Origin of the sequence: Pantoea sp. FN0305 (genome assembly GCF_050113845.1) — a bacterium.
Lineage (GTDB): Bacteria > Pseudomonadota > Gammaproteobacteria > Enterobacterales > Enterobacteriaceae > Mixta > Mixta alhagi.
In genome coordinates this window covers 154,976-172,943 of the sequence record NZ_JBNJSN010000003.1, presented here as the reverse complement: position 1 = coordinate 172,943, position 17,968 = coordinate 154,976, and the positions used below count along the sequence as shown (strand labels likewise).

The window sequence follows — 17,968 nt, the reverse complement described above, 5'->3', positions numbered from 1 at the left end:
CTATTGATAGCGGCACCACCTGGCCCTGCGCTTATTCCGGGGTGATCCAGTTAACGCTGGTGTGGCCAGTGCCTGCCGGTACCAGCACGCGGTGCAGCCAGGGCAGCAGGTCGCGCATTTGCTGTTCCAGTTTCCACGGCGGGTTAACCACGATCATGCCGGATCCGGTCATGCCGAAGCGATCGCTGTCCGGGCGTACCGCCAGCTCAATCTGCAAAATACGGCGGATGCCGGTCGCTTCCAGATCGTGCACCATGCGCTTGATCTGCTGACGCAGCACCACCGGATACCACAGGGCGAAAACGCCGGTACTGAAGCGACGGTAGCCTTCCTGAATCCCTTTCACCACCGCCTGATAATCGCTTTTCATCTCATAAGGCGGGTCAATCAGAATCAAACCACGGCGCGATGGCGGCGGCAGCTTGGCTTTAAGCTGCTGATAGCCATCGGCACGGGCCAGGCGGGCGCGACTGTCTTTCTGAAATTCGCTGCGCAGCAGAGGAAAATCGCTGGAATGCAGCTCCGTCAGCTCCAGCTTGTCATCTTCACGCAGCAGGTGGCGGGCAATCAGCGGCGAGCCAGGGTAATAGCGCAGGCCCGGCCCACGATTAAGCGCTTTTACGCAGCTGATATAAGGAGCCAGCTCTTCCGGCAGATCGTCCTGCTGCCAGACGCGGGCAATTCCTTCCAGATATTCACCGGTACGCTCCGCGTGTTCGCCGCTCAGCAAATAACGGCCAGCGCCAGCGTGCGTATCGAGATAAAGAAACGGTTTTTCTTTCTCTTTCAGCGCGGTGATGATCAGGCTTTGTACGGTGTGCTTCAGCACATCCGCATGATTGCCAGCGTGAAAACTGTGACGGTAACTAAGCATATAAACAATGTATCCGGTGATGCCTGATGAAATGAGGCCGGAGCATGGACGCTCCGGCGGAAACTGTGGCTAGTATAGCTGGACGCCGATAAAAATACTCGGCTAGCGTTGCAGTACGGGGTAAGTAAACAGCAGCAGATGCGTCAGGTTAAAGGCAAAATGCACCAGCGTCGCGACCCATAGCCGGCCGCTCCATTGCCAGGCCAGACCGTAAACAATGCCAGCCAGCGTGGCGAAGAAAATCAGCAGCGGGCCGCCGGCAATATGCGCCAGGCCAAACAGCAGCGCGGCAATCAGCAAACCCGGCCAGCGGCCAATCCACTGGCTCAGTCGCTGCTGCAGCCAGGCGCGGAACAGCGCTTCCTCCGCCAGCGACACGAAAAACAGGTTTGCCAGCATAAATTCGCCAAGCCATGCGGGCGCGTGCGGTTCAATGCGCAACCCACCTGCCAGCGTAGCCAGTAACAGCAGAGCCGGAATAGCGGCGATCAGCGCAGGCCAGGCGAAACGCCAGCGCGGCGCGGACGCAGGCGCCTGCACCAGGGTAGGCAAACAGGCCAGCAAAATGAAGGGCACCAGCGCTTTATCGAGGTTGTAGTAAAATGTAAAAGGCGCGCTAAGCGGGCCTGCCTGCTGTTTCATGACGATGGGCGGATTATTGAAGCCGGGCACAAGATGAAGCGTTAGCGCCACGGCACCGGCGACCAGAATCGCCTCCAGTACCGGCATCAGACGCGAATGGTGCGCAAAGTTTTTGCGTATCAACGCCGTCAACGCCAGCCCAGCCAGCAGCAGCAGACCCGGCCACAGCAGCGTTTGTTGCCAAAAGGCCAGCGCCAGAGCAACCAGCAGCAAAGGTTTCACAGCGGGGCGGAAAAACAGAAGCGCCAGGAGCGCCGCCGCCAGTACATACCACATGATGTTCTCATCCTTAAGTATCAACAATCAACGGGAGAGAGACTATAACAAACTGACTAATTCAGATCAGTAACGCTAAAGCAGCGGGCGCGCCCATTGATTTTCGGGCGGCTTAACCGCATGTTAGTCATATTGCGCCCGTGCGCGCCCACATCAAACTTAAAGGACTGCGCGATGACCAATCCATTATTGACGCCATTTACTCTTCCCCCTTTCTCTGCCATACAGCCGGAACATGTCGTACCTGCCGTTGAGCAGGCGCTGGCGGCGTGCCGCGAAACGGTAGAAAAAGTGGTGGCTCAGGGAGCGCCCTACAGCTGGGAAAACCTGTGTCAGCCGCTGGCGGAGGTGGACGATCGTCTGGGCCGTATTTTCTCACCGGTAAGTCACCTTAACTCAGTCAAAAACAGCCCGGCGCTGCGTCAGGCTTACGAACAGACGCTGCCGCTGCTCTCTGAATACAGCACCTGGGTCGGTCAGCATGAAGGCCTGTATCAGGCGTATCGCAACCTGAAAGAGGGCGACAACTACGCGCCGCTAAGCCTGGAGCAGAAAAAAGCGGTGGATAATGCGCTGCGTGATTTCGAGCTGTCAGGTATTGGTCTGCCGAAAGAGAAGCAGCAGCGCTACGGTGAAATCGCTGCGCGTCTGTCGGAGCTTGGCTCCACTTACAGCAACAACGTGCTGGATGCGACCATGGGCTGGAGCAAACTGATCACCGACGAAAGCGAGCTGGCCGGAATGCCGGAAAGCGCGCTGGCGGCGGCCAAAGCGCAGGCGGAGGCCAAAGGGCAAGAAGGCTGGCTGCTGACGCTGGATATTCCCAGCTATCTGCCGGTGATGACCTATTGCGATAACCAGGCGCTGCGTGAAGAGATGTATCGCGCCTATGCGACGCGCGCTTCTGACCAGGGGCCGCACGCCGGTAAATGGGATAACGGCCCGATTATGGCGGAAGAGCTGGCGTTGCGTCACGAGCTGGCACAGCTGCTGGGCTTTGACTCTTACGCCCATAAATCGCTGGCGACCAAAATGGCGCAAAACCCATCACAGGTCATTGATTTCCTCAACGATCTGGCGCAGCGCGCGCGTCCGCAGGCGGAAAAAGAGCTGGAGCGTCTGCGCGCTTTTGCTAAACAGCAGCACGGTATTGATGAACTGCAGCCGTGGGATATTACTTATTACGGCGAGAAGCAGAAACAGCATCTGTACGCGATCAGCGATGAGCAACTGCGTCCTTACTTCCCGGAGGAACGCGCGGTTAACGGCTTGTTTGAAGTGGTGAAACGCATCTACGGCATCAGCGCTAAAGAACGTAAAGATGTGGATGTCTGGCATCCGGATGTGCGCTTCTTCGACCTGTTTGATGAAAGCGGCGAGCTGCGCGGCAGCTTCTATCTTGATCTCTATGCGCGTGAAAACAAGCGCGGCGGAGCCTGGATGGATGACTGCGTTGGTATGATGCGTAAAGCGGACGGCAGCCTGCAAAAGCCGGTCGCCTATCTGACCTGTAACTTCAATCGTCCGGTCAACGGTAAACCGGCGCTGTTCACGCATGATGAAGTCACCACGCTGTTCCATGAATTCGGTCACGGCCTGCATCATATGTTAACGCGAGTGGATGTCCCGGGCGTTTCCGGCATCAGCGGGGTACCGTGGGATGCTGTTGAGCTGCCGAGTCAGTTTATGGAAAACTGGTGCTGGGAGCCGGAAGCGCTGGCGTTTATCTCTGGTCACTATGAAACCGGCGAGCCGTTGCCGCAGGAACTGTTAGATAAAATGCTGGCGGCGAAAAACTATCAGGCGGCGCTGTTTATTCTGCGTCAGCTGGAGTTCGGCCTGTTCGATTTCCGCCTGCATACTGAGTTCGATCCGGCTAAGGGCGCACAGATTCTGGAAACGCTGGCTGAAGTGAAAAAACAGGTAGCGGTAGTGCCAAGCCCGGCATGGGGCCGTTTCCCGCACGCCTTCAGCCATATCTTTGCTGGCGGCTACGCAGCAGGCTACTACAGCTATCTGTGGGCGGATGTGCTGGCAGCGGATGCGTATTCTCGCTTCGAAGAAGAAGGCATTTTCAACCGCGAAACCGGTCAGTCTTTCCTGGACAATATCCTGACGCGCGGCGGTTCTGAAGAGCCGATGGAGCTGTTTAAACGCTTCCGTGGCCGTGAGCCGCAGCTTGATGCGATGCTGGAACACTACGGTATTCAGGGATAACGCCAGGCGTGAAAATTGCTTTAGTTGATGAATCAGGCACCGGAGACGGTGCCTTATCTGTTTTAGCCGCTCGCTGGGGGCTGGAGCAGGATGAACACGCGGTGATGGCATTGGTGATGACGCCGGATCGCCTGGAACTGCGCAAGCGCGATGAGCCAAAGCTGGGCGGCATCTGGGTCGACTTTGTCGGCGGCGCGATGGCGCATCGACGTCGCTTCGGCGGCGGGCGCGGCGAGGCGGTAGCCAAAGCGGTCGGTATCAAAGGGGATTACCTGCCTGATGTGGTGGACGCCACCGCCGGGTTAGGGCGCGATGCCTTTGTGCTCGCCGCAATCGGCTGTCGGGTACGAATGCTGGAGCGGCATCCGGTGGTAGCAGCGCTGCTGGACGATGGATTGCGTCGCGGCTATCAGGATGCGGAGATCGGCAGCTGGCTACAGCAGCGGCTGACGCTGCTGCATGCCTCAAGCCTGACGGCGCTGGAGGCCATTACGCCTGCGCCGGATGTGGTTTACCTTGATCCCATGTATCCGCATCGCCAGAAAAGCGCGCTGGTGAAGAAAGAGATGCGCGTGTTTCAGTCGCTGGTGGGCGCGGATAATGATGCGGATGGCTTGCTGCTGCCTGCGCGCCAGCTGGCGAAAAAGCGGGTGGTGGTAAAACGCCCGGACTATGCGCCGCCGCTGGCAGGCGTGGCAACCCAGTCGGCGGTCACCACCAAAAGCCATCGCTTTGATATTTACCCGCCGTTAGTGGGCTAAACGGGTCAAAAAGGTAGTAAGGTTTTGTTCCTTTAATCGAACAAATAGACTCTTAACTCAAAGCGTGGGGCGTTCAGGCAGAAGAGTAAAGCGTCCCGCGCCAGGGATGGCGCGGGCCGAGCTGTCAGGGATAACGCGTTTTGCGTCTTTGCGATCGGCCTGAACGCCCCACGCATGCACGATTTTTTGCGGCCAGACAACTTACACGCCTACTGCTTTCGTATACACAATTTTTTGCAGCCAGACAACTTACACGCCTGCTACTCTCGCATGCACAATTTTTTGCGGCCAGGCAACTTATACGCCTACTGCTTTCACCACGCTTACTCTTCATCCTCATCGCGCAGCGGCACAATCAGCATATCAATATGCACAGTATTAATTAGCTGGCGAGCAGAAGACATCAGCTTGCTCCAGAAATCCTGATGATGTCCGCAAACCACTAAATCCACATCATATTTCTTAATCGCCTCAACCAACACCTGCGCCAGATCGCCGCTGCCGCTCAGGGTTTCGCTAACCGGATAGCCGGCACCCTGCGACAGCTCAGTCAGCGCATGATGCGTCTCTTCAGAAATACGCTTCTGCATATCACCCAGATTAACGTCAATCAAACCGGTATAAAGATCGGAATAATTCACATCCACATGAATCAGGGAAATTTTGGCATCGTAAGGGCGCGCCAGAGAAACCGCTTTTTCAACCAGCAGCTTACTTTCTGGTGAAAGATCAACGGCAATCAGAATATGTTTATAAGCCATGATGGAACTCCTTCCATGTGTCACATAGCGTCAGTATAGCGCCAGTTGTTAACAAATGTGCTGCCAGCACGCCTGCTTTGCGAGCCGGATCAAGGAGTGTTTTACCTGCTTTTCAGCCCTAATGAAAATCGAAGCTGGAAAAATTTTAAACACATCTCCTACACTAAATCTTAGCGGTCCTGCTTGTGCAGAACACCGTGCTCTTCAGTTCAGAATAATTCAGACCGGTTCAATGGTGGTTGGCGAATCAGGGTGGGGCGTATTCAGCGTATCCCCGCTGCATACGCTTCGGCAGTTGTAAGCCGGGAGGGGAAACATGATTAGCACCGTCGCGCTTTTCTGGGCTTTGTGTGTGGTTTGTTTGGTAAATATGGCGCGCTACTTTTCTTCGTTGCGGGCGTTATTGATTGTGCTGCGCGGGTGCGATCCGTTGCTCTATCAGTATGTGGACGGCGCTGGCTTCTTTACCGCGCACGGTCAACCGAGTAAGCAAGTCAGGCTGGTGCGCTATATCTGGAAACGGTACTACCTCGATCATCATGACGAAGAATTTATTCGCCGCTGTGAGCGGGTACGTGGGCAATTTGTCTTGACCAGCGCGTTATGCGCTCTGGTTTTCATCAGCCTGGTGGGATTAGCGATTTGGCATTAAGCGCCATCAGAAAAGAAGCGGGCCGGATTAACCGGCCCGCAGAGACATCAGATCAGCTGTAGCGCAATCCAGTAGAGACTGCCCGAAAGCAGAATCGAGATGGGCAGGGTAAACACCCACGCCAGAGCGATACTTTTAATCGTACGGCTCTGAACGCCGCCGCCATCAACCACCATGGTGCCTGCCACGGATGATGACAGAATATGGGTGGTGGAGACCGGCATCCCGGTATAGCTGGCAACGCCAATCGACACCGCCGCTGTTACCTGCGCTGACATGCCCTGTGCGTAGGTCATGCCTTTTTTACCAATTTTCTCACCGATGGTGGTGGCGACACGACGCCAACCAAACATGGTACCGAGCGACAACGCCAGCGCCACTGCCACGATAATCCAGATCGGCGCATACTCAACGGTATTCAGCAGATCGCCTTTCAGCTTGCCAAGGAAGCGTTTATCTTCGGCCTTAACATCCGGCATCCTGGCTGCTTTTTCAGCAGTATCCGAAATACAGAGCAGCAGACGACGCAGATGGCTGCGCTGTTCAACGCTAAGCGCATCGTAGCTGGAAAGGTTGTTCAACAGCAGCTGCGCACGGTTAATCGCAATCAGCGCCCGTGAGCTATCGCAGTGAAACTCTTTCGGCCCGTTCGGCACTTCTTCCGGCGTCGGCAGTGCAGGCGGCGTCAGCTCAACCACGTGCTGCAGCGCATCGCCATGCTGGCTGTAATACTGCTCCAGATGGTTTACCGCGTCGCGGGTGCGCGTAATATCATAGCCAGAGGCGTTCATGTTAATCACGAAGCCTGCAGGGGCAACGCCAATCAGCACCAACATAATCAGGCCGATGCCTTTCTGTCCGTCATTCGCGCCGTGAGAATAGCTGACGCCGATAGCGGAAATAATCAGCGCGATACGCGTCCAGAACGGCGGCTTTTTCTTGCCGTCTTCCTTTTCACGATCGGCGGGCGTCATATGAATACGACGACGCTTTTTGGTATTGCTCCAGTAGCGGCGCAGCAGGAAGATCAATCCGCCCGCCACCACCAGGCCAATAATTGGCGACAGGATCAGCGAAGCAAAAATATTGATCATTTTCGGGATATTGAGCGCATCCACCACGGAAGTGCCGGTGATCAGGGCGTTGGTCAGGCCAATACCGATGATAGCGCCAATAAGCGTATGGGAGCTGGACGCAGGCAAACCAAAATACCAGGTTCCCAGGTTCCAGATAATAGCGGCGAGCAGCATGGAGAAGACCATAGCCAACCCGTGCGCCGAACCGACATTCAACAGCAGGTCGGTAGGAAGCAGATGTACAATGGCATAAGCAACGCTCAAACCACCTAACAGCACACCAAAAAAGTTAAAAACCCCAGCCATCACTACGGCCAGCTGCGCACGCATCGCACGCGTATAGATTACCGTCGCAACTGCGTTAGCCGTATCATGGAATCCATTAATGGCTTCGTAGAACAGGACAAACAGCAGAGCAAGCACTAATAACAGGCCGGTATTAAAGTCGAGGCCAGCAAACAGATGTAGCATAAGCGTTACGCCATTTTCGGGGACATGAACGCGGCGCATTATCAGCGACAAACCGCGCCTGGGGAAAGAAAAATTAGACTTTTTTTGCCATAAAAGTGTAAAACGCGCGTCATCAGGCAGTAAAAAAGCTAACAAATCCGTTAGTTATATTATGTTACTTTCAGTTCGCTTTGGTTACGCTGGCCTGGACGAGAGCAAGCTATTACAATCGCGGTCTTTGCCCGGTCGGCAGGAGTGAGCAGTGGAAAAGTATGACGTTATCATCATTGGCGCAGGGGCTGCCGGGCTGTTTTGTGCGGCTCAGGCGGGGCAGCGCGGCCTACGTGTGCTGCTGCTGGATAACGGCAAAAAACCGGGCCGCAAAATCCTGATGTCCGGCGGCGGCCGCTGCAACTTCACTAACCTTTATACCGAACCGGCGGCCTATCTCTCGCATAATCCTCATTTTTGTAAATCGGCGCTGGCGCGCTATACGCAGTGGGACTTTATTGCGCTGGTTAACCAGTACGGTATCGCGTACCACGAAAAAACGCTTGGCCAACTCTTTTGTGATGACTCGGCACAACAAATTGTAGATCTGCTGATGGCGGAATGTGAGAAAGGGCACGTAACGTTGCGGCTGCGTAGCGAAGTGCTGGCGGTTAGCCGCGATGAGGCGGGTTATGCTGTCCAGCTCAACGGGGCGGAAGTGCGGGCCGATAAACTGGTTATCGCCAGTGGCGGGCTGTCAATGCCGGGACTGGGTGCCTCGCCTTTCGGCTATCGGCTGGCAGAGCAGTTTGGTCTGCGCGTTTATCCCACGCGCGCCGCGCTGGTGCCCTTTACGCTGCATAAGCCGCTACTGGAACAACTACAGACGTTGTCGGGCGTTTCGCTACCCACCACGATTGAAGCAGCCAACGGCAAGCGCTTTAAAGAGGCGATGCTTTTTACCCATCGTGGCCTTTCCGGGCCGTCGGTGCTGCAAATTTCCAGCTACTGGCAGCCGGGCGAGTTTGTCACCATCGATCTTTCACCGGAACAGGATCTCGACGCTTTTATCAATGAGGAGCGGGAGGCGCGCCCGAATCAGAGCCTGAAAAATACGCTGGCGAAGCCGCTGCCAAAGCGGCTGGTGGAGGTATTGCAGATCTTGGGCGTTGTACCGGAGGTGACGCTAAAGCAGCTTAACGCTAAGCAGCAACGCGAGCTTATCGAAAACCTGCATGCCTGGCGTGTGCAACCCAACGGCACCGAAGGCTACCGTACGGCAGAAGTCACGCTGGGCGGCGTGGATACCACGCAGCTATCTTCGAAAACCATGGAAGCGCGTGACGTGCCCGGTCTCTATTTTATCGGTGAAGTGGTGGATGTCACCGGCTGGCTGGGCGGCTATAACTTCCAGTGGGCCTGGAGCTCCGCCTGGGCCTGCGCGCAGGCGCTGTAAAATAGCGCTGCTGAGTCTTTGAAAAACAGCGGTGAAATCATTCTCAGTAAAAGGCAGAGCGGCTAATCCGGTGCGATAAGCAAAAATCAACGTCAATGTAAGACGTTAATTTTATTTCGTTAGGGCCATGCAAAATGACCTGCTTTGTTACTGTATCGCTTAACGCTTACCCGCAAAAAGTGATTTGCAGTGTGGACAGAGCATAGTGTGGCCTACCGATCTTTTTAGCGCGGTCTGGTTGGAGAAACGCTTGCAGACTGGACATTGCACGCCGGATTCCCGCCTTTTGATGAGATTCAAAAGCCATTGAAAGTGCGTCATCATTTATCCTCGAAGGGTTTTATAAACCTTAACACATATCCTGCCGTATCAGGTGATTTACCCAACGCGCAAAAAAGCTAACGCAGCCATTATTAAAATAATTAAATTTCAATATGTTGATTTCGTTAATGTTTAATTTTTAACCGCCCAATTGCGGCTTCAAAAGGCGCGGTTAAATTTTACTCACCTATAATCGTGGGTAAAACACTCCTCTCATCACTTCCTGATATTTCTGTTCTGCCTTTTCAGACTTCTGTTAATCACAGCCTGAATGCCAGCGAACGCGATCTTTACAAGATAAAGCCTTATTTGATTTATCAGGTCTGACATACTGAAGAAGCTAAAAAGCAGGCCCCGTAATAAGGCGCATTTGCGGGGCCTGAAAAGGAAAAATAGTGTTGGTGCCGCTTAAGAGGATTCCTTCAGGTACCGGTGCAGAGTAGTACAGGAACGTTACCATTCATAAATATATGCCCACCCTTACCATCGCTATAAATATTATATTGCGCTGGCTGCTTGATATCGGTATAAAACCGCTCAAGTAACCAGACTAACGATTTATTATCAACTTCATCAAAAGCTGAGGGGATAATGGCTTTTGAGGTTAATAAATAGTTATTATTATTGACGGTAAAATCAAACAAAACCTTTCTGCTTAATACTTTATGATGGCCTGAAGCATCAATAAATTCGCCGTTCATGATAACGAAACCAGAAGAACCATCAAAAAAGAAACGCATCAGCATATTTGCACGCATGCCATTGTTTTGAACATGATGCTGTACCAGGCAGGAAAAGTGACGGTCACGGTTATTAACGGTGAAGTAAGTGATAGCTACGCCAATAACTAATAAAATCGCCACAATGAACTTAATCTTGCTTTTCATATGGCTTTTCCTAACGACCAGGATGTACAGGACCTCCTGTCTTCGTTAAGTGGATTCTGGCAAGAGAAGAATGAGATATGTTTAATAAACCTATCGTAGGTGATATAAACATGCGGATAAGCTTTGCAGTCGATATATTGACTTAGCGTGTTGTCTATTTTCTCTTTCAGGGGCAAATCATTGCGAGAAACATAGAGCTGGCAGGCACCGTATTCAGCTATCTTATCATAACTTCCCATGAATTTTTTAAAGTCAGCGTTTACCGAATTAACAAAGAAAAGCAGGCTGCAGCAAAGCAAAAAAAAGGAAACCGGGATTAATGTCTTAAACTGCGCAGCGTTGCCTTGCGGCTCTATGCGGAAAGTAGGGGCTGCGATAATGGCAGGTAATATTTCTTCAGTGCTCTGCAATTTGGTGGAAATGCTGTGATCAAACCTAAAGCCTTTGCGAGGTACGGTAATGATCCATCGATCTGCACCAGGCATAATATTTTTTAGCGCCCTGCGGATTAGCGAAATGTTTTGGTAAAGCGTATTGGGGGAAACGTTATGACTGTTTTCTCCCCAGGCATAATCATACAGATCATTTTGTGATACCAGCCCATGAGTTTTTATTAATAGTTCAAGGCATTTTGTTGCTGGCTGGGTCAGTGAAGTATCTTCTTTCCCCTGAGAGTGACAGACAAGCCTATGGTTTTTTGGATAAAAATAAATAGATTCGTGAATAAGATAAACTGGACCCATAGCCACATCCTGTTTGCTAGTCATTTACGTGCTACTGTTGATTAAGACATTATCACGCTTTTATAAGAATGTGCATGCCCTTTTAATCCATATTTGGAGTAAATGAACCCTTTATAAAGCCTCAGAAGTTTCGTTATTTCATACAACGGCATAAAATTACATGTTTATTTAATGAAAAGATGACAAAAGTTGCCTTATATATGTGGCGCAGCATTTCAGCATCTTTTTTGTTACCAGTAGCAGTATTATGTGAAATTACATGAGAAAAATAAAATCTTTAAATAACCACTAATAAAAATACTTTTTCACGGCTTTGTTTTTTATCCCGCTTCAAGTTAATCGAACATTGCGAAGCGTAAATCTTTGCTATAAAGTGCAGCTATCACAGTTTTGTTGCATTATTTATGCAGTAATATCATGCGGTTGCCTTTATCTTAAGGGAATGGCTTAACTTCTTAAATTTTATGAGAAGCTTATTTAAAGTGTTTGTCATTGCCTCAACTAACGGTAACGGTAATATCATTTGAGTTATCGGAGGGCCAGGATGGCTTTCCTGAAATACGAGAATCATTTGGTTTAAAGCATGATGTTCAGGGAATGACGCAATGCTCGCTTTATTGGTAATGGTGATGGTTCTGATAAATTGGTTGCGTAATTATTCAAAAAGGGATGTTGAAGTATTATGAAAGTCATTGTGTGTTCTGATAACTTTTTTTTCGCCAACGGCATAAGCGCCTTACTGAATCAGGCGGGTCATAAGACCTGGAACTTTTTTTATCATTCCCGAAATCCGTTTTCTGAAAAAGAAGATAATGAACTGGTTATCATTATTGATACTAATGAGCGAAAACCTTTACGACATCTGTTCGCATCACTGGATAAAAGGACGCTAAGAGTTTTCTTTATTACAGACGATCTCTCAGAGCAGCATGAAAGCCATCATTCTTTCCAGGGCGTTATACCGCGTAAAATTACCGCTGCGGCGCTGTTAGACAAGCTTGCTGAATCCACGGCTGGCGTCAGGCCGATGGAGTTTTTACTCACTAACCAGCAGCGCAAAGTACTGCAATATTTGATACGTGGCGTCACCCCTGGCGTGATAGCTCGAATAATGAACATCTCTGTGAAGACCGTATCGGCCCATAAACGCAAGGTGATGATGAACTTTGGCCTGAAAAAAATGAACGCACGCTCACTACACTGCATGGCCGATTTTATCTATAAGTCACTGTTGGTTTCAGAACACATTAACCGGCAAAAGCATCCACAATTTATTAGCCGACCACTGTATTAAACGGCAGAGATTCTTATCGTTGCATGTTGACTGTTAAACCCCATGGTGTAACAGATTAAAATTCCTTAGTGCTATTTAGTAACGGTTTATGTTCACGCAAAAACATTGTTGCTAACAAAGCGATGCTGCGCCCCTTTTCAGGCATCGCTTTTTTATTTCTTATCTTCTTTTGCTGCTGTCAGGCTGCTCTGCCCAACTGACTATCCACAAATCTCGCGTTTTTGCCCGCCGCTGCTTGCGGAATCGCCACAAGATACTAACTTTTAACTAATAGATTCCCTGGTGTTGGCGCAGATGCGCTCCCCGCTTGATGCGGGTTTTTTTTATATTTCCTGTGTCAAGAGATGGTCATCTCATTCACTTTTCAACATGGAGAAAGGCAATGAAAGCACTGACTTATCATGGCCCGCATCGTGTCAAAGTTGATAATGTTCCCGATCCCGGCCTTGAAGCTGCGGATGATATTATTTTGCGTGTAACGGCGACGGCCATCTGTGGTTCCGATCTGCATCTTTACCGCGGCAAGATCCCGGGCACTTCCCATGGCGATATTTTTGGCCATGAATTTATGGGCGAAGTGGTAGAAGCTGGCTCCGCAGTAACGGCGGTGCAGAAAGGAGACCGGGTAGTTATTCCTTTTGTTATTGCCTGCGGCGACTGCTTCTTCTGCCGTCTGCAGGAGTTTGCCGCCTGCGAAACCACCAATCCCGGACGTGGCGCGATCCTGAATAAAAAACAGATTACCTCACCGGCTGCGCTGTTTGGTTTTAGCGCTCTTTATGGCGGCGTGCCGGGCGGACAGGCGGAGTATGTGCGCGTACCGAAAGCAAATACCGGGCCGTTCAAGGTGCCGCCGGTGCTGGCTGACGATCAGGTGCTGTTTTTATCCGATATTTTGCCAACGGCATGGCAGGCAGTGAAAAATGCGCAGGTGACCAAAGGCAGCAGCCTGGCTATTTTCGGTGCCGGTCCCGTTGGTCTGCTTACCGCTGCCTGTGCACGTATGCTCGGCGCGGAAAAAATCTTTATGGTGGATCATCACCCCTATCGGCTGGCGTTTGCCCGGGATCGCTATGATGTGATCCCTATTAACTTCGATGACAATGACGATCCGGCGGCCTACATTATCGAAAACACTACCAACCATCGTGGCGTCGATGCCGTGATTGATGCCGTAGGATTTGAGGCGAAAGGCAGCCTGACCGAAACCGTGATGACTAACCTGAAGCTGGAAGGCAGTAGCGGTAAAGCGTTGCGTCAGTGTATCGCAGCAGTAAGACGCGGCGGGATCGTTAGCGTGCCGGGCGTCTACGCAGGCTTTATCCACGGCTTCCTGTTTGGCGATGCGTTTGATAAGGGGCTGACCTTTAAAATGGGTCAGACACATGTTCAGGCCTATCTGCCGGAGCTGCTGAATTTAATTGAGCAGGGCTTAATCAAGCCGGAAGAAATTATTACGCACCATATGCCGCTGGAGCGGGCGGAAGAAGCCTATAAGATTTTTGAAAAGCGGCAGGAAGAGTGCCGCAAAGTTATTCTGGTGCCGGGCCTGACCGAAACGTTACGTCACGTTTAACCGCTTTCAAAGACTACCCATGGGTTTCAGCCGGAATGCTGAAACCCTTTTTTTATTGATTCGCTTCTTTTAACAGGGTCATTAGTCGGGTAAGAGCGAAAAGCGCCGCCTGGTTAATAACAGATTCGCTGTCGCCGCTGAACTGCTTTCTCTCTGCCTTAATGGTCCCATCCGGTAAGCCCCAGCCAAACCAGATCGTACCGGCTGGCGTGCCGTCCGGGCCATCGTCAGGTCCGGCATAGCCGGTAACCGACAGGCTCACCGCTTCGCCAGATTGTGCCTTTGCGCCCGCTGCCATCTCTCTGGCGGTCGGCTGACTAACGGCGGTAAATTTTTCCAGCGTCCGCTCGTCAACTTTCAACAAACGCATTTTGGCTTCATTGGTATAAGTCACGAAACCGCTGCTGAAATAATCTGCACTGCTGCTGGCGGAACACATCGACATGCTGACCAGACCACCGGTACAGGATTCTGCCGTTGCCAGCTTAACTTTTGCCCCTTTGAGTATCTCTCCCAGTTCCGACGCAGCCTGCCGCAGTTGTTCGTTCATTATCGTTCTCCTTACTCGGTTGAATAAATTAAGTGTAGAAGATGCGCTTTATTTCGTTTGAAATAAATTCCTTACATGAATCAGAAAATTCGTGGGGCAAGTGGGCATTTATTATTGCTGACGCTTAATCAATATTTTAACGCTATTGTTTATTTAAATATTCTTAATCAGCCAGTAAGCAATCATCTAATAAATATGATTTCTTTTGGGTTAATAACCAGATAACTCATATTCATGCTAGGGTTTTAATAACGGTGGTATTTTTGTGTGCGCCTTTTAATTTTTTTCTTCTGTTTTATTGATGCGTCATGGTTATTACCGCAATAACAAGCGGTGATATTTTTTTTGCGAGCGGAAACAGGCGAGGCTTAAGAGGAAAAAGTCAGTGATTACACCTTTATTTAAAATAAAACCCTTAGTGAATTTTATTCGGCACAGCGTAACGCTTAGCGGCACTTTATCTTTGTCATTACTCTCTTTTACCCCTGTGGCATACGATGCGGCCTTGCTTGCGTCGGTTACTGCGGAAAAGGATAGTCTCCTGACGCTAAGTGAAGGAAATGAAATAGTGGTGACGGGTAGTGAAAATGGCCTTTGCGGTATTTGTAACCCCGTTAGCGCAACAAATAGCACCATTAATTTAGGCAATAACGTCAGCGTTAATGTTAATGGGCCGGTAGCAGGCGGCATTCTTTTACAAGGCGATAATTCTACTCTGCAGGCGAATCAACTAAAGGTTAATGTCAATGGCCATTACGGTATTCAGGTTGATGCAAAGGATGCGCAGATTAATTTAGGCCGCGGCAGCCGTATTGAAGTAAATAATAACGCTCTGATGGCCAATGGTGTTTATCTGGGTAATCACGCTTCTTTATTAGCAGATGAGCTAACCGTAATTACGCATGGTGTAGGCAACGGATTATATATTTCCGACGCGGGAACCCGAATAGATATTGGTGAGAACTCGCTTATTCAGACGCACGGTGCAGAGGCAACCGGTATCTATATTTTTGGTCGGGATAATCGCGCATCCGGCGAGCCAGCCAGTTTAAAGGCGAACCGGCTTACCATTACCACCGCAGGCGATCGCGCTTACGGCATGAATATTCAGGCCAACTCAACGGTAGATTTAGGTCGCGGCAGCCGGATTGAAACCCATGGCAAAGACGCAATGGGGATCTGGAACCTGGGTACGCTGACGGCAGATGAACTGCAGATTAAAACCGCAGGCAGTCATCTCGCCAACGCGCTGGAAGTCAGAGAGCAGGGCGTGGCGACGATCGGGGCAGGCAGCTCGCTTTACAGCGAGCGCAGCGGTGCACTGGTTGCGCGTGGCGAGGCGGCAACGGTTAACTTCAACGGTAGCGAGACGCAGCGAAACCACATTTTTTCCAGCGGCTCTTATGCGGTCTCGGCGCAGTTTGAAGGAGCCAGTGTTAATCTCTCCTGGAGCGATATTGATATCCGCAGCGACAATGGGCTGGCAATAGGCATATGGGCGCTGCGCGGGGGAAAGGTACAGGGTGATAACCTGGCGATTACCGGCAATAGCGGAACGATTGGTGCATACGCCGTAAGCGGCAGTGAAATTGATTTAACCGGAAAAACGGTTATTCGTATGGCCTCGCCGCTGGATATGGCGCTGGGCACTGAATATATTCCTGGATCTCGCGCCAGCCGTATCAGCCTGAGTGGGCTAATCGATATTGTCGGCAGCGTAAGTGCCGCTGGCGGTAATATCGATCTGAATATGACGGCAGGCTCGCTGCTGACGGGAGTAACTGCCAGCGACAGGGTTAACGGCGGCTCTTTAAATATTAAAATGGAGCAAAGCCAGTGGAATATGCCGGGCAACGCCAGGGTGGATAATTTAACCCTGGACAACAGCACGGTTAACTTTATGAGCGGCGAGCCGGGATCGCATCTTACGGTAGGCAATCTGGCCGGAAGCGGCACTTTTGCGCTGACGACGGATATCGCTGCGCAGCGCAGCGATCAACTGGTGGTAACCGGCAACAGCGCAGGCAGGCACTATTTGCAGATACTCAATCGTGGCGATATGCGCACCACGGGTCAGGAAGTGCTGACGATGGTAAAAACGCAGGATGGTCAGGCACGCTTTGCGCTTTCGCCCACCACGGAAAAAGTGGAGCTGGGCGGCTATCTGTTTGGGCTGCAAAAAACAGGACCGAACTGGCAGCTGTCCGCCACCGGCACTGCAGAGATCCCTGAGCCCGCACCCGTGCCGCCAGAACCTGCACCAGAGCCCGCGCCAGAACCAGAACCTACCCCCGCGCCGCCAGGTCCTGCACCTGCGCCGCCGGAACCCGCGCCCGCACCAGAAGTAACGCCGAAGCCAGCGTTGGATCTGGAGGAAAACCTTGAGCCTGCGCCCGCACCGGTACCGACGCCCGAGCAGCCGGAGCTCACCAGCACGGCCGATGCAGGGGCTAATTTCCTGAATATTACCTATTTGATTAACTATGCCGAGACGCAGACGTTGATGCAGCGCTTTGGCGAGCTGCGGCAAAAGAAAGATATGGGCAACGGCTGGATCCGTGGCATCGGCGGGCGCTTTGATGATTTTGGCAGCGGCAAACTCAGCGGTTTTCGCCTGAGTTACTCCGGCATGCAATTTGGTATTGATAAACAGATTACGCCTGAAACGCCGGTCATTCTTGGTGCCTTTATGGGCGTCACCCACGGCAATGCCCATTACGCTTCCGGCAGAGGCGATCAACGATCGCAACATGCCGGGATCTATCTCACTGCGCTGGCGGATAACGGCCTGTGGCTGGATGGCATGGTGAAATATGGGCGGCTGAAAAACAGCTTTAACGTCAGAGACTCTCAGGGGGCAACGGTCTCTGGTTATGGCGCAACGGATAGTTACAGCGCATCGCTGGAGGGCGGCAAACGCATCGAGCTCTTCTCAGCACCGCAGGGTTTTTACCTTGAACCGCAGCTGCAACTAAGCTGGAGCCGTCAACAAGATGATCGTCTCGTCGCCTCCAACGGTCTGCATATCGACCTCGATGGCTATCACTCTCTGCTGGGCCGCGCCAGCGCACTGCTCGGCTATCGTGTGCAGCAGGATGGCTTACAGCTCAATCTCTACCTGAAAAGCGGCATTGTGCGTGAGTTTAAAGGTGAAACTCATTATCGCCTCAACGGTTCGCCGGAATGGCACAGCTTTAAAGGCAACGCGTGGAATAATGGCCTTGGCGTTAGCGCGCAGATTGCCAGCCAGCACGTGTTCTATCTGGAGGGGGACAGTTCCACCGGAAGCCAGTTTAATCAGCGACAGTTTAACGCCGGTTATCGCTTTAGTTTCTAAAGTGAGCAGTTGCCTTTACCTGCTTTTACTTAAGTCATGCTCCAGACTGGCCTGATTGCGCTTATATTTTTGCCGTACTGGTTGTTTTTTTACCGCTTCGGCTG

The 17,968-nt window shown here is 51.6% G+C and carries 15 protein-coding genes; 7 read left to right on the top strand and 8 right to left on the bottom strand.

What is annotated here, in order from left to right; translation table 11 throughout:
* Nucleotides 1-31: 31 nt before the first annotated feature.
* On the bottom strand, nucleotides 32-874 hold the full coding sequence (locus ACQE3Y_RS07835; protein ID WP_250651435.1) for a 23S rRNA (adenine(2030)-N(6))-methyltransferase RlmJ: 843 nt from the start codon (nucleotides 872-874) through the stop codon (nucleotides 32-34).
* Nucleotides 875-976: 102 nt separating this feature from the next.
* Nucleotides 977-1,792 (bottom strand): CPBP family intramembrane glutamic endopeptidase, encoded by an 816-nt coding sequence (locus tag ACQE3Y_RS07830; protein WP_426981319.1) that lies wholly within the window; start codon nucleotides 1,790-1,792, stop codon nucleotides 977-979.
* A gap of 174 nt (nucleotides 1,793-1,966) precedes the next feature.
* Between ACQE3Y_RS07830 and prlC the strand changes: the two genes are divergently transcribed.
* Both prlC and rsmJ read left to right on the top strand, forming a co-directional pair.
* Complete coding sequence (gene prlC / locus ACQE3Y_RS07825; protein ID WP_426981317.1) at nucleotides 1,967-4,009, top strand: oligopeptidase A; 2,043 nt, start codon at nucleotides 1,967-1,969, stop codon at nucleotides 4,007-4,009.
* Nucleotides 4,010-4,017: 8 nt separating this feature from the next.
* Complete coding sequence (rsmJ, locus tag ACQE3Y_RS07820) at nucleotides 4,018-4,770, top strand: 16S rRNA (guanine(1516)-N(2))-methyltransferase RsmJ (protein ID WP_426973959.1); 753 nt, start codon at nucleotides 4,018-4,020, stop codon at nucleotides 4,768-4,770.
* Nucleotides 4,771-5,093: 323 nt separating this feature from the next.
* Here rsmJ and uspA read toward each other — a convergent pair whose 3' ends face one another.
* Entirely contained in the window at nucleotides 5,094-5,531 is a 438-nt protein-coding gene (gene uspA / locus ACQE3Y_RS07815) for a universal stress protein UspA (RefSeq protein WP_085068757.1), read from the bottom strand.
* A gap of 316 nt (nucleotides 5,532-5,847) precedes the next feature.
* Here uspA and uspB point away from each other — a divergent pair, with 316 nt between their 5' ends.
* Nucleotides 5,848-6,183, top strand: coding sequence for a universal stress protein UspB (gene uspB, locus ACQE3Y_RS07810; protein WP_085068755.1), 336 nt, complete (start codon nucleotides 5,848-5,850; stop codon nucleotides 6,181-6,183).
* 47 nt (nucleotides 6,184-6,230) lie between these two features.
* On the opposite strand, the gene pitA is transcribed toward uspB, so the two are convergent.
* Nucleotides 6,231-7,730, bottom strand: a complete 1,500-nt coding sequence (gene pitA / locus ACQE3Y_RS07805) for an inorganic phosphate transporter PitA (RefSeq protein ID WP_426974077.1) — start codon at nucleotides 7,728-7,730, stop codon at nucleotides 6,231-6,233.
* Nucleotides 7,731-7,971: 241 nt separating this feature from the next.
* On the opposite strand from pitA, the gene ACQE3Y_RS07800 reads away from it, so the two are divergent.
* On the top strand, nucleotides 7,972-9,156 hold the full coding sequence (locus tag ACQE3Y_RS07800; protein ID WP_426981315.1) for an NAD(P)/FAD-dependent oxidoreductase: 1,185 nt from the start codon (nucleotides 7,972-7,974) through the stop codon (nucleotides 9,154-9,156).
* A 159-nt stretch (nucleotides 9,157-9,315) separates the two neighbouring features.
* Here ACQE3Y_RS07800 and ACQE3Y_RS07795 read toward each other — a convergent pair whose 3' ends face one another.
* From ACQE3Y_RS07795 to ACQE3Y_RS07785, 3 genes are all read right to left on the bottom strand, one after another.
* The gene (locus ACQE3Y_RS07795) at nucleotides 9,316-9,477 is read right to left on the bottom strand and encodes a YnfU family zinc-binding protein (protein ID WP_426981313.1); all 162 of its coding nucleotides are present in this window, start codon (nucleotides 9,475-9,477) and stop codon (nucleotides 9,316-9,318) included.
* Nucleotides 9,478-9,899: 422 nt separating this feature from the next.
* Nucleotides 9,900-10,364: a hypothetical protein gene (locus ACQE3Y_RS07790; protein ID WP_426981311.1), complete on the bottom strand. Its 465-nt coding sequence runs from the start codon at nucleotides 10,362-10,364 to the stop codon at nucleotides 9,900-9,902.
* Nucleotides 10,361-11,107: a winged helix-turn-helix domain-containing protein gene (locus ACQE3Y_RS07785; protein WP_426973964.1), complete on the bottom strand. Its 747-nt coding sequence runs from the start codon at nucleotides 11,105-11,107 to the stop codon at nucleotides 10,361-10,363. The genes ACQE3Y_RS07790 and ACQE3Y_RS07785 overlap by 4 nt, the downstream gene beginning before the upstream one ends.
* A 682-nt stretch (nucleotides 11,108-11,789) precedes the next feature.
* Between ACQE3Y_RS07785 and ACQE3Y_RS07780 the strand changes: the two genes are divergently transcribed.
* Nucleotides 11,790-12,401 (top strand): helix-turn-helix transcriptional regulator, encoded by a 612-nt coding sequence (locus tag ACQE3Y_RS07780; protein WP_426973965.1) that lies wholly within the window; start codon nucleotides 11,790-11,792, stop codon nucleotides 12,399-12,401.
* 382 nt (nucleotides 12,402-12,783) lie between these two features.
* The gene (locus tag ACQE3Y_RS07775) at nucleotides 12,784-13,977 is read left to right on the top strand and encodes a zinc-dependent alcohol dehydrogenase (RefSeq protein WP_250651445.1); all 1,194 of its coding nucleotides are present in this window, start codon (nucleotides 12,784-12,786) and stop codon (nucleotides 13,975-13,977) included.
* A 52-nt stretch (nucleotides 13,978-14,029) separates the two neighbouring features.
* On the opposite strand, the gene ACQE3Y_RS07770 is transcribed toward ACQE3Y_RS07775, so the two are convergent.
* Nucleotides 14,030-14,527 carry a CinA family protein gene (locus ACQE3Y_RS07770; RefSeq protein ID WP_085068741.1) on the bottom strand — a complete coding sequence of 166 codons (498 nt, stop codon included), beginning with the start codon at nucleotides 14,525-14,527 and terminating at the stop codon, nucleotides 14,030-14,032.
* Between the two features lie 568 nt (nucleotides 14,528-15,095).
* Between ACQE3Y_RS07770 and ACQE3Y_RS07765 the strand changes: the two genes are divergently transcribed.
* Nucleotides 15,096-17,864: an autotransporter outer membrane beta-barrel domain-containing protein gene (locus ACQE3Y_RS07765; RefSeq protein WP_426981310.1), complete on the top strand. Its 2,769-nt coding sequence runs from the start codon at nucleotides 15,096-15,098 to the stop codon at nucleotides 17,862-17,864.
* Nucleotides 17,865-17,968: the final 104 nt, after the last annotated feature.

Coding starts and splice junctions, on each gene's coding strand:
- ACQE3Y_RS07830 (WP_426981319.1), bottom strand. CDS start 1,792: ATGTGGTATGTACTGGCGGCGGCGCTCCTGGCGCTTCTGTTTTTCCGC.
- ACQE3Y_RS07775 (WP_250651445.1), top strand. CDS start 12,784: ATGAAAGCACTGACTTATCATGGCCCGCATCGTGTCAAAGTTGATAAT.
- ACQE3Y_RS07780 (WP_426973965.1), top strand. CDS start 11,790: ATGAAAGTCATTGTGTGTTCTGATAACTTTTTTTTCGCCAACGGCATA.
- ACQE3Y_RS07835 (WP_250651435.1), bottom strand. CDS start 874: ATGCTTAGTTACCGTCACAGTTTTCACGCTGGCAATCATGCGGATGTG.
- ACQE3Y_RS07785 (WP_426973964.1), bottom strand. CDS start 11,107: ATGGGTCCAGTTTATCTTATTCACGAATCTATTTATTTTTATCCAAAA.
- ACQE3Y_RS07795 (WP_426981313.1), bottom strand. CDS start 9,477: ATGACGCACTTTCAATGGCTTTTGAATCTCATCAAAAGGCGGGAATCC.
- uspB (WP_085068755.1), top strand. CDS start 5,848: ATGATTAGCACCGTCGCGCTTTTCTGGGCTTTGTGTGTGGTTTGTTTG.
- ACQE3Y_RS07790 (WP_426981311.1), bottom strand. CDS start 10,364: ATGAAAAGCAAGATTAAGTTCATTGTGGCGATTTTATTAGTTATTGGC.
- ACQE3Y_RS07770 (WP_085068741.1), bottom strand. CDS start 14,527: ATGAACGAACAACTGCGGCAGGCTGCGTCGGAACTGGGAGAGATACTC.
- uspA (WP_085068757.1), bottom strand. CDS start 5,531: ATGGCTTATAAACATATTCTGATTGCCGTTGATCTTTCACCAGAAAGT.
- prlC (WP_426981317.1), top strand. CDS start 1,967: ATGACCAATCCATTATTGACGCCATTTACTCTTCCCCCTTTCTCTGCC.
- pitA (WP_426974077.1), bottom strand. CDS start 7,730: ATGCTACATCTGTTTGCTGGCCTCGACTTTAATACCGGCCTGTTATTA.